Raw genomic sequence first — 11,785 nt, 5'->3', positions numbered from 1 at the left:
TTAAGAAGTCGGGTATCTGACCACCAAAAATACAGAAGAATTATAACTATGACTATCGAACACCGTTCCGCTTCACTGCCTTATCTTTTCTCGCCTGTCTCTGAAGAAGCAAATAAACCTGCACCACTCGTATTGTTTTTGCATGGCGCACGCGATCGCGGTACAGATATAAATGTACTACTCAAATGGGGTTTACCTCGTTTCGTGGATTCATCCAGCCCCTTACCTTATGTCTTTGCAGCTCCCCAGCTTCCTGAAGGACAAACCTGGGTAGATCGAGAATCTGACGTAATTGCTTTGTTGGATAATCTCATTACCTCCCAACCCATAGATCCGTCCCGTGTGATTTTATCTGGATTCAGTTTAGGTACGGCTGGGGCATGGCATATCGCTGCTTCTCATCCTACTCGCTTCGCTGGTTTGGTAGCAGTGTCTGGTCGTGTACCCAAAACATTAGAACCAAGCCAACTAGCCGCACTCAAAGAAATTCCTATCCAAATATTCCAAGGTGCAAAGGACGAAAAACTGCCGATTGAAGATACACAGCAGATTGTCGATATCTTGCGCGGAGTGGGGGGAAGAGTAGATTTTACTGTACTGCCGGAAGGCGATCATTTTATTGCCGATGAAGTCTACAGTGACTCGAAATTGCAACAATGGCTAATTTCACAAAGTCGTCGTACTTCTGTAGCTGTCTGAAGAATACAAAAAAGAAAAACTTCTCTTGGGTTAAAGCTGACGCAAAGACTCGGTGACATAGGAACGCAGAGAATTTTTCTTCTTTCTTTGCGTCCTTTGCGCCTTTGCGGTTCGTTTTCTTATCAAAATTTAACGACATAAAAAATGTTTCCATGACATTACCAACTACCAAGCTCGGTCAAACTGGATTGACTGTTTCCCGTCTCTGTCTCGGTACAATGACTTTCGGATTGCAGACAGACGAAGAAACTTCCAAACAAATCCTTGACACCGCCGCCGATGCGGGAATCAACTTTTTGGATACAGCTGATGTTTATCCACTTGGGGGTGGGCTAGCTACAGCTGGAAGTACCGAAGAAATCATTGGGCGCTGGCTCAAAGGCAAACGCGAACATTTTATTTTGGCTACCAAAGCTGTAGGTAAAGTTGGCCCTGCACCTTGGGATCAGGGTGCTTCGCGCAAACACATTTTGGATGCGATCGATGCTTCCCTCAGACGACTGGGAACTGATTATGTTGACCTGTACCAATTGCACTCTGATGATGCTTCAACTCCTCTCGATGAAACCTTAGAAGCATTAGATACAGTAGTTCGTGCTGGCAAGGTACGCTACATTGGGGTTTCTAACTTCTTAGCTTACCGACTCGCCCGCGCCTTGGGTCGCGCCGAAGTGCGAAATCTGACTCGCTTCGTCTCGATTCAACCCCGCTATAATTTGTTGTTCCGCGAAATTGAGCGAGAACTTTTGCCCTTGGCGAAAGAAGAAGGATTAGGTGTAATTCCTTACAATCCCTTAGCAGGTGGTCTACTCACTGGTAAACACAATCTGACTCAAGGCCCCACCGCAGGGACTCGTTTTACTCTTGGTGCTGCCGCAGAACGTTATCAAGAACGATACTGGCGCGATCGCGAGTTCAATACTGTGGAAGAATTACGCACAGTGGCGGAATTTGCTGGATTGTCGCTCACTACCCTAGCGGTAGCTTGGGTGCTGGCTAATCCGATTATTACTGCCCCTATTATTGGTGCTAGTCGTCCAGAACAACTTGCTGACACCCTCAAAGCTGTAGAACTAAAACTCGACGACAATTTGAAACAAAAACTCGACGACATCACCACCGAATATCGCAGGGGAGATTCTCTGCGTTAGTTTTGCTTTCTTTTAACCTTTCCAATCCAAACTATTTTATCTATCAAACAGCTATGATTAAACGCCGTCGTTTTCTAAATGTTGCTACATCTAGTCTGGGCGGTTTTTCTATGCCATATTTGTTGGGAAGTTGTAGCCAACAGAATGTAGCAAGTACTAGTGGCAATTCAATTTCCCTTGGGATAAAAACGAAAGTTCTCCGCATGGGTTATCAGAGTGCAGGGGATCTGTTCAGAAATCGGCAAGTTTTAGAGAAACGCTTGGAGCCACTGGGAATCAAGGTGGAATGGGCGCAATTTGTCCAAGGGCCACAACTGATGGAAGGTATGGCTGCGAAAAGAGTTGACGTAGGATCAGTAGGAGAAACGCCGCCAATTTTTGCCCAAGTCGCTGGTTCAGACCTTGTTTATGTCGTCGGTACACAAAGAACCACAAGAACAGGAACAAGTAGTGTAATTGCTGTACCTCCAGAGTCTCCCCTTCAGAAATTTGAGGATATCAAGGGGCAAGAAGTTTATTTTCAAAAAGGCTCGGCATCGCACTATTTTATTCTTAGAGCTTTGCAGTCCATCGGCTTGACAATTAAGGATATCAAAATCAAAAGTATGGCGACTATCGAAGCGCGGGGTGCATTTCTCGAAGGGAGAATTCCCGTTTGGATGACAGGAGATCCCCACTATGCGATCGCTCAAAAGATGGGTCGAATTCGTGTCCTCAGAGATTCTGTTGGGCTAGATTCTCCTGGGGGCTATTATATTGCTGATAGGAAGTTTGCCCAAGAAAATCCTGGCTTACTAAAAATTATCATTGAAGAACTTCACGCTCTTGATAAGTGGGCAGAGGCGAATCGAAATGAAGTGAAAAAGTTGATGATCGCAACACAAAAGCTCGATGAGGATGTGGCCGACAAGGTAATGTCTCGTCGCACTTTCGCAGGACGCAGAGGCTTAAGTCCTGAACTGATAGCAGAACAACAGCGTGTAGCAGATTTATTCTTTAAAGAGGGTGTCATACCGAAGAAAATCAATATTCAGGATGCTTTACTTCCGCCTGATTTGTATGCTGCAATCACACCGCCAGAAATTATGGTCTAGTAGTCTGTCCCATTAATTTTGATGAGTTTGTAGTAAGCACTTCAGTGCTTAAAAATCAAGGACTAAAGTCCTAACTACAAACTTATTTATCCCTCAGAACTAATGACACAAACTACTAGTGCTTTGCTTCGTTAGTTCTGAGTATTTCATATATCCTCAGCATTGTCGAACGAGCAAACACAGCATCGATCAGAGTGCTTAGGAAGTTGGGTATGAAACACGAAAGAAGAACAATATTTCATGGAGTTGAGATGGATATTTATAGTTTAAATATTGCTACTTAAGAAAGCTTTAGCGTCGTGAACAAAGAACAAAGTCTTCTAGCTTTATTGTTATTTGTCCCCACTGAATCGAGTTGTTAAAGAGAAGCCTAAAAAGATGCTACGAGATCAACTCTCATGAAGAAAAAGTCCAAACAATCGAATTCCTTTCAACGTGCTGCCGACGCGCCCAACTTGCCAGCGACTCCATTTAGGTTCATTTGCTATTTTGTTAACCAGTTCCGCTGGTGGTATGTGGCAATGGTGATTCTGGAGGTAATACACGCAACCTGCGGCATCATGTTACCTTATGCCATTGGTGAGATCATCCGGGGCGTGACGCGATCGCCAGGGGAGAGTAAGCAGATTTTTGATGCCGTGAGCCAACCCCTGATGTTGTTCACCGCCTTGAGTGTGGGTGAAGTGGTATTCGGGCGATCGGCTGGACTCTTACAGACAATCCTCCATCCGATCCACCGACAGCACATCGTCCGATCGCTATATGCCTATTTACAGCACCATTCTCATCGTTACCTCAGTAGCAGTTTTTCCGGAGCATTGGCACATCGGATTAGCGAAACTTCTCTGGGTGTAACTCAGACGATGCAAATGCTGATTACTGAATTTATGCCAGTAATCATCGTGTATACTGTCACGACGATATTACTGTATCGCGTCTATCCTCCACTTGCTGGATTCGTGGGGTTGTGGGCAGTTCTTTTCATCACTATTTCGTTCTGGCTGGCAACTCGCTGCCGAATTTATTCCCGAAAAGCCGCAGCCGCAAGAAGTGAGACAACTGGTATCATCGTAGATGCGGTAACAAACCTCAATAGTAGCCGACTGTTTGCTCGCCTGGGTTTTGAACGACGCTATTTGAATGAGCAATTAAGGGACGAACTCAAAGAGGTGAGAAAATCCAACTGGTACTCGGAGCGAATCCGTTGGTTTCAGTTTATCTCAGCAGCAGTCCTGAAAATTGGCACTTTGTATTACTCACTCTCACTTTGGAGTCAGGGAACGATCGCTACTGCTGACTTCGTGGTTGCTACCAGTTTATCACTGTTAATCATTAGTGAAGCCCGCAATTTAAGTAAACGGTTTCTAGAATTTTTTGAACATATCGGCAATATTGCCAATGGTGTCTTTACCAAAGTTTTATCGGAGCGTTATCGCGTAGGAAAAAACCTCGCTAACTCACGTTGGATCGAGCGTGTTATCGAAAAAACTTGGCTGAGTTTACCTAGCGTGGAAAGTTGGGGCTATCGTTTCCCTAAAGAAGATGGGGAATCTGTGCGTCAGAGTTATTATGGCCCTGAATATATGCGGGTACTCCGCAAAAACCTTTTGCGTGTTGGTGTACAGATTCTCGACCAAAGTCCAGCTCTAGAGCTTTTATTGGCTGACGACGGCTCAGTAGCGGGAGCAAGAGGTGTGCAGAGGCAACATCATCGTACCTATACCGTTCGTGCTGGTGCAGTAGTCTTAGCGAATGGCGGTTGTGCATTCTTGAGTAAAGCACTAGGTTGCAATACCAATACAGGTGATGGACTGTTGATGGCAGTAGAAGCTGGTGGAGAACTTTCTAGTATGGAAGCTTCTAATCACTATGCCATTTCGACGGCTTTCAATGCGACTGTAACGCGGGGTGTCCCCTTTGGCTGGGCTAGTTATACGGATGAAGCAGGCAATGATCTGGGTGGTTATATCAATGGTCGTCGCGATCCATCGTTCCTCCCTAATGCCCTGTTGAAAGGCTCCGTTTATGCTTGTTTGGATCGAGCCACACCGGAAGTTAAAGCAGTGGTTGAAAAATCTCATTTCATCGCTTTTCTACCCTATACCAAAGCTGGTATTGACCCTTATACAGAACGAGTGCCTGTGACACTTGTTTTGGAGGGTACAGTCCGTGGTACTGGTGGGATTCGGATTGTGAATGATGATTGCGCTACAAAGGTTCCTGGCCTCTACGCTGCCGGTGATGCTGCATCACGGGAGTTTTTAGCCGGTTTAGCTTCTGGGGGTGGTGGCCCCAATGCTGCCTGGGCAATTTCTACAGGGCAATGGGCTGGAGTTGGTGCGGCGGACTTTGCCAAAAGTCTGGGCGCTCATGCAAATGAACGGGTTGCGCGTCCTGCTGGTCAAGTGGGATTGGGATCATCGCCCTCACACACTTCTGAAACATTCGATAGTGAAGCGATCGTGCGCGGTGTACAAGCCGAGATGTTCCCTTTGGAGAAGAATTATTTGCGTTCTGAGCAGGGACTTTTGGATTCTCTCGCTAAATTAGAGAAACTATGGGAGCAAGTACAAGGGAACCCGAAACAAGATAGTGTGCGCGATGTGGAATTTTCTCGTCGAGCGGCTGCTTTGACGGCTGTAGCACGATGGGCATATTTTAGCGCGTTACATCGCACGGAAACGCGCAGCGAACATATTCGCATAGACTATCCCGAAACCGATCCAAATCAGCGTTATTACCAAGCAACAGGCGGCTTAGATAAGCTTTGGGTGAGGCGTGATTGGATTACGGATGCGATGTCTGGCGACAAGCCGCAAAGCGTCTACGCTACACCACCAGTAATTACCACTCAAACCACACCCTCTGTATCAAAGTTGTAGCAGGAGCATATCATGATCGAGCTTGTCAGCCATAAACTATGTATCAATTGCAATTTGTGCGTCCAAGTGTGTCCTACCAACGTCTTTGACTCCGTACCCAACCAACCACCTGCGATCGCCCGCAAGGAAGACTGTCAAACTTGTTTCATGTGTGAGGCTTATTGCCCTGCGGATGCACTCTATGTTGCACCTGAATCTCATACCAATGTTGCAGTCAATGAGGATGATTTAATTGAAAGTGACATCATGGGCGAATATCGTCGGCTCTTGGGTTGGGGATATGGTAGAAAAAACAATAGTGAATTGGATACGGCTCATAAACTGCGTCAACTACCGCGTCCTTATCAAAGTTAATTTGGGGACTGGGGATTGGGGACTGGGGACTGGGGACTGGGCTTTTATTCAGCACTCTCAATCACTTTTTGACGCAGTTCTGGAAATACTTTGGAGACTTTATTCAAGAGATATTCGCCATAAGTGCCGCGAAATTCGTGAACACTGGCTTTATCCCAGCGATCGCTTTTATCATCATTCACTACTACATCCTTCAATTCAATGGGTTTGACTTCAACGTTGAAATTGGGATCAAAGAAAAACGGGAACGAAAGGCGATGACTTGTTGATAAGTTCTGAACGCGGTGGGGTGTTGAGCGATACAGCCCTTGAGTCATGCGATCGAGCATATCCCCAATGTTGCATACGAATGAACCAGGAATAGGAGGTGCATCTATCCAACCAGACTTGGACTTGATTTGTAATCCACCGACATTATCTTGCTTGAGGATAGTTAACACACCATAATCTGTATGTTCGCCAACACCCCATTTAGATTTAGATAATAATGAATTAGGAGGATAATTAAAAATGCGAAATAATCTCAATGGGTCTTTTGTATAACGATCTGCAAAATAGGACTTTTCTAAACCTAAACTTAAAGCAATACCAGCCATCAGGATATGTCCGAGTTGAGTCATTGAGTCTATATATTCCAGTACTGTTTCCCTAAATTGGGGAATGTTGGATGGAAAAAGATTGCGACCGTGCATTGGTATACTGGCTTTCACAAGTGGGTGATTTTCTTCTAGTTCTGCACCAAAATAAATACCTTCTTTTAAGTCTGGTTTACCTGATGTTAACTCGTTACCCACGGGGAAATATCCTCGCCAGGCTTTACCACCAATAGCCATACGTATTTTCAATTTAGTTTCTACATCTTGCGCGAAGAACTGTTGACTGAGATGTTCTAGTTTCTGTTGTAGTTGTTCATCAATTCCATGTCCAACAATATAGAAAAATCCGTAATCTTGAAGAGCTTGTCTGATTTGCTCTGCAATTACATCGACAGAGTTGTTAGTTTGAAAAATTAGCCCACTAATATCGATGATGGGAACTTGTAAGAATGTCATACTTGTATTTTCGTAATCGTAGATGAAGCAATCACTCAAATTATATCGAAGTCAAGGTTTTGAATATGGCGATCGCTGAATTTTATCAAGTATTTAGATAAGCATTTTTTCAAAAAAAGTTTGTAAATTTTATTGCAACACAAGTAATTCGATGTACATACCGTAGTATTATCTAAATAATTCTCGTGGGTTCTCAAAATCAAAAATACTTCATAGGATAAGCAGCAATTATCGAGTAACGCCAACTGAGCAATAAAATTTGTCAATTCAATAGTGAAATTATCCCGAAATCATGGAATATAACCAATTAGGCAATAGTGACCTTAAAGTTTCTGAAATTTGCCTCGGCACAATGACCTATGGGCGACAAAATACTATAGAAGAAGCGCATCAGCAGCTAGATTATGCAATTAATCAAGGAATTAATTTTATAGATGCGGCTGAAATGTACCCCGTACCACCCAGTGAAGAAACCTATGGTTTAACCGAAACTTATATTGGAGAATGGTTAAAGCATCAACAGCGAGATAAATTAATAATTGCTACTAAAATTGCGGGGCCTGGTCGCGGCTTTAAATGGTTACGTGGTGGTGCGGAAGGAATTGAACGAAACAATATCAAACAAGCGATAGATGATAGTCTCGCAAGATTACAGACAGACTATATTGATTTATACCAAATCCATTGGCCCGACCGTTATGTTCCTCGTTTTGGACAAACAGTTTTTGACCCCAGACAGGTAAAGGAAACAGTTCCCATTGCCGAACAACTGGAAGTTTTTGCTGATGTAATTAAAGCAGGTAAAATCCGTTATGTCGGGTTAAGCAATGAAACACCTTGGGGCCTTGTACAATTTAGTCAAGCAGCAAAACAATTAGGATTACCTAAAGTTGCTTCCATCCAAAATGCTTATAATTTACTTAATCGAGTTTTTGATGGCGCACTTGCAGAAACAGTTTATTACGAAAACATTCCTTTACTAGCTTATAGTCCTTTAGGATTTGGCTATTTAACTGGTAAATACCTCAACGGTAAACCAGAAAAAACCAGAGTGACTTTATTTGAAAACTTTGGTCAGCGTTATTTAAAACCAAATGTGCAAGAAGCAGTAGCAGCTTATGTAGAAATTGCCAAACGTCATCAATTGAGTCCTGCACAATTAGCTATAGCATTTGTGCGGAGTCGTTGGTTTGTTGCTAGTACGATTATTGGTGCTACCACACTAGAACAACTCTAAGAGAATATAGAAAGTATCAATGTAGTTCTCGACAAAGATATTTTGGCAGAAATAGACATAGTTCATACTCAATCTCCAAATCCAGCACCATAAGAGTGCTGAGTAGGGAGTGCTGGGTAGTTATTTTCCCCAGTCCCCAATCCCCAGTTCCCAATCCCAAATCCTCTTAAAATTATGACGATCGCAACAGCATCAGTTGACCAAAATACTATTCGTCGCCGTGGTACTGGTTTAAGAGCTTATAATCCTGACAAAGCATTCAAGGGATATACACTTTTTACACCTCTTACAGGTAAGGGAGAAGTATATCTTCTGAATCTAGAAGGAGAAGTAGTACATCAATGGAATTTGCCATATTCACCGGGTTTGTATGCTTATCTTTTACCCAATGGCAACCTTTTTTATAATGGTAAGACGCTAGATATTCCGCCACATTTTCCTTTGTGGGCTGCCTTTAAAGGTGGCGTTGTCTTAGAAGCAGATCCCAAGGGAAATATAATTTGGGAATATAAACATCCAGATCATCATCACGACGGGCGCAGACTACGCAACGGGAACACGATTTTATTAGCTATTGAAAAGATACCTCAGTCTTTGATTCCCCGTATCAAAGGCGGTGTAGCAGGAACAGAAGCAGACGGTGATATCTATGCTGATGTACTTTATGAGGTTACTCCTGGGGGTGAGATTGTTTGGACTTGGCACGCCCACGAACACTTAGATCCAGATATTTTTACTATCACTCCCCAAGATCAACGACATGAATGGACTCATGGTAATACTGTAGGCGAACTCGCTGACGGGAGTATTATAGTCAGCTTCCGCAACATCTCTACCGTTGTAATTATTGATCGCAACACAGGAGAGATTATCTGGACACTTGGAGACGATGTATTAGCACAGCAACACTTTCCTAACGAATTAGCTAACGGCAATATCCTAATTTTTGATAATGGCGCACATCGTCGTCACACTGCGCTGAATTTCTCTCGTGTGATTGAAGTCAACCGTCAAACAAAAGAAATAGTTTGGCAATACAGTGACAACCCACCTCAAAATTTCTTCAGTTCTTATATATCAGGCGCACAGCGTCTAGCGAATGGCAACACTTTAATTACAGAAGGTGCTTTCGGTCGCATATTTGAGGTGACAGTTACAGGAGAGATTGTTTGGGAATATGTCAATCCTCACTTTGCGGCAAGGAATCTTGGTGAGAAGTCAGCAGTAGCGAGTGGGGAGCAAAATTCAGTATTCCGTGCTTTTCGTTATGCGCCTGAAGAAGTGCCTTGGCTCTAGTTCAATTTTAGATTTTGGATTTTGGATTGAACTAATTGCCATAGCTAATAAACCAATCCTATTCATAGAGGAATAATCAACATGGCTGAAATCAAGATATATAGTGCGGTTGTTTGCCCTTATGCTCACCGTTCGCGTTTGGTATTGCAAGAAAAAGGCATCGAATTTGACTTGATTGAGATTAATTTGCAGAACAAGCCGGAGGGATTTACAGATATTTCTCCTTATGGAAAAGTGCCAGCACTTGTACATGGTGAGAATAGAGTCTGGGAATCGGCGGTAATTAACGAATATCTCAATGAGGTATTTCCAAATCCGCCGCTTTTGCCTAGCAGCCCCATTGCTAAAGCACAAGCTCGAATCTGGATTGATTTTGCTAATACTCGATTCGTTCCAGCTTTTTCTACTCTCTTGCGTAGTCCTGATATCCAACAGCAAGAAGCAGCTAAACAAGAACTATATAAACATCTGGAGTTTATTGAAAAAGAGGCTTTTGGGAAGTTATCAGGAGAAGGGCCTTACTGGTTTGGTGAATCTATTAGTTTGGTTGATTTTACTTTTTACCCCTGGTTTGAGCGTTTACCTGCACTGAAGCACTACCGAGGCTTTGGGCTACCAGAGGAATTTACTCGTCTACGTCAATGGAAAAAGGCTTTAAAACAACGTGATTCTGTGGTGGCGATCGCCAACAGTAAGGAATTCTACATAGAGAGATATGCTAGATTTGCTACTCCTGTTGCTGCCTAGCACTGCTTAATAATTTTATCGCCACCCAAAAAAACTTTCTGGGTGGCGAACAACTAAAAATAGTAGGGCAAGATATGGGTTTAACTAGAAGGACTTATCTGTAATGAATTAGGAAACTCAATCTTGGAGGTAAATTAGCGAGACAGTAGTGCATCTACTGCCAATTGACTCGATCTACGGAAATAGGAAGCAGAATTGAGTCCCATTTTGTTGCAAGACTCAGCGCACTTGCGGCAAATAGCGGCACACAGCATCATTGTGGCATCGTTGCTCATTTGTTCGCAAGCTAGGGCAGTGCGATCGCAAATTTGGGCGCATAAACTACAGGTGTTTCCCATAAACTCAGAACCGTCATTAATCATGTTGACGCACATCATGCACATTTCTGCACAGTCCCGCAACATGGACATCATAGCCATATCCATATATTTACCACCCTGACTCTTGCAGTATTTGAGAGTATCAATGCAAGTAGTTTGGCATTCAATAGAGATTTGTTTGCAAGCTTCCATTTCACTGAGTATAGATTCGGTTGTCATCATAGAAATAGTCTCCTTGTTGTCGCCGTTAGTGATGTGGCTGACTTAATTAGCAAGGTAAAACTTTATTTTTGAGAAATCAATAGATTCTGGAGTTCTAGCAATTTCAAGGCCCCTATACCTATATGCTTGACGTAAATTAAGCGGCTTTTCATATTTAATTGGGAGCTATTTGGCTAAAATCCTTATTTATTAAGGGCTGAGAGTCTTTTGTTAGTTATAGCGAATTACTTAATATCCAGAATTAGCTGTCGGTTTATTTGATTTATCTGCCTACTAGATCGAAAAACAGTTGAAAGATAATACCCTTTTATTTCCTAGCGTATAAACCGTCAAAGCTTTGTCAAGCTATATCCATCATTGAAACAACTCATTAGTTGAAAAAATGCTATGAGTACATTTTCTTATATTTCAGTAATATCAAATTTTCATGACTTTATTAAGCCATAGTTCATCATGCAGTGGTGGCTTGCAGTTCCTACAAGTCGGCACAGCCACCCAACGGACTGCTCACTGCGCCTCTAGATGAGCCAAATTCATATTTAGACTCAGCAACCCCGAATTCTTAGACAAAATGTACTTGCCTTTTACAGGCAATCATGCAAAACTGCTATATCAGCAAGAATCTACTAAATACCTACCAATTTACAGTACTTTGTTTAAACTTATCTTGCCACTACCAGGATAGTTATTTTGTAAAAGTGCTTGCTCGGTAAGGATTTAAGATTAAGTAG

At 42.9% G+C, this 11,785-nt stretch carries 9 protein-coding genes and 1 pseudogene; 8 read left to right on the top strand and 2 right to left on the bottom strand.

The window, feature by feature from the left end; all coding sequences use genetic code 11:
- The first annotated feature begins 48 nt into the window (after positions 1 to 48).
- The 5 genes from ANSO36C_RS25380 to ANSO36C_RS25355 all read left to right on the top strand — a co-directional run bounded on the left by ANSO36C_RS25380 (position 49) and on the right by ANSO36C_RS25355 (position 6,180).
- The gene (locus ANSO36C_RS25380; protein WP_251956788.1) at positions 49 to 699 is read left to right on the top strand and encodes a carboxylesterase family protein; all 651 of its coding nucleotides are present in this window, start codon (positions 49 to 51) and stop codon (positions 697 to 699) included.
- A 152-nt stretch (positions 700 to 851) separates the two neighbouring features.
- Complete coding sequence (locus ANSO36C_RS25375) at positions 852 to 1,850, top strand: aldo/keto reductase (protein WP_251956786.1); 999 nt, start codon at positions 852 to 854, stop codon at positions 1,848 to 1,850.
- 53 nt (positions 1,851 to 1,903) lie between these two features.
- The gene (locus ANSO36C_RS25370; RefSeq protein ID WP_251956784.1) at positions 1,904 to 2,944 is read left to right on the top strand and encodes an aliphatic sulfonate ABC transporter substrate-binding protein; all 1,041 of its coding nucleotides are present in this window, start codon (positions 1,904 to 1,906) and stop codon (positions 2,942 to 2,944) included.
- Between the two features lie 398 nt (positions 2,945 to 3,342).
- Entirely contained in the window at positions 3,343 to 5,826 is a 2,484-nt protein-coding gene (locus ANSO36C_RS34470; RefSeq protein ID WP_323374503.1) for an FAD-binding protein, read from the top strand.
- A gap of 12 nt (positions 5,827 to 5,838) precedes the next feature.
- Positions 5,839 to 6,180, top strand: coding sequence for a 4Fe-4S binding protein (locus ANSO36C_RS25355; protein ID WP_069074745.1), 342 nt, complete (start codon positions 5,839 to 5,841; stop codon positions 6,178 to 6,180).
- Positions 6,181 to 6,224: 44 nt separating this feature from the next.
- Here the strand turns inward: ANSO36C_RS25355 and ANSO36C_RS25350 are convergent, their stop codons facing one another.
- Positions 6,225 to 7,232, bottom strand: coding sequence for an isopenicillin N synthase family dioxygenase (locus tag ANSO36C_RS25350; RefSeq protein ID WP_251956782.1), 1,008 nt, complete (start codon positions 7,230 to 7,232; stop codon positions 6,225 to 6,227).
- Between the two features lie 292 nt (positions 7,233 to 7,524).
- Between ANSO36C_RS25350 and ANSO36C_RS25345 the strand changes: the two are divergent.
- From ANSO36C_RS25345 to ANSO36C_RS25335, 3 genes and pseudogenes are all read left to right on the top strand, one after another.
- Positions 7,525 to 8,562: pseudogene (locus ANSO36C_RS25345) on the top strand (NADP(H)-dependent aldo-keto reductase).
- Between the two features lie 81 nt (positions 8,563 to 8,643).
- Complete coding sequence (locus tag ANSO36C_RS25340) at positions 8,644 to 9,765, top strand: aryl-sulfate sulfotransferase (protein ID WP_251956780.1); 1,122 nt, start codon at positions 8,644 to 8,646, stop codon at positions 9,763 to 9,765.
- Between the two features lie 81 nt (positions 9,766 to 9,846).
- The gene (locus ANSO36C_RS25335; RefSeq protein WP_251956778.1) at positions 9,847 to 10,512 is read left to right on the top strand and encodes a glutathione S-transferase family protein; all 666 of its coding nucleotides are present in this window, start codon (positions 9,847 to 9,849) and stop codon (positions 10,510 to 10,512) included.
- Between the two features lie 134 nt (positions 10,513 to 10,646).
- On the opposite strand, the gene ANSO36C_RS25330 is transcribed toward ANSO36C_RS25335, so the two are convergent.
- Positions 10,647 to 11,060: a four-helix bundle copper-binding protein gene (locus tag ANSO36C_RS25330; RefSeq protein ID WP_251960438.1), complete on the bottom strand. Its 414-nt coding sequence runs from the start codon at positions 11,058 to 11,060 to the stop codon at positions 10,647 to 10,649.
- Positions 11,061 to 11,785: the final 725 nt, after the last annotated feature.

The sequence above is a fragment of the Nostoc cf. commune SO-36 genome (genome assembly GCF_023734775.1).
Taxonomy (GTDB): domain Bacteria; phylum Cyanobacteriota; class Cyanobacteriia; order Cyanobacteriales; family Nostocaceae; genus Nostoc; species Nostoc commune_A.
Note: the sequence above shows the minus strand (reverse complement) of the source record. Positions and strands in the feature narration are given on the sequence as shown.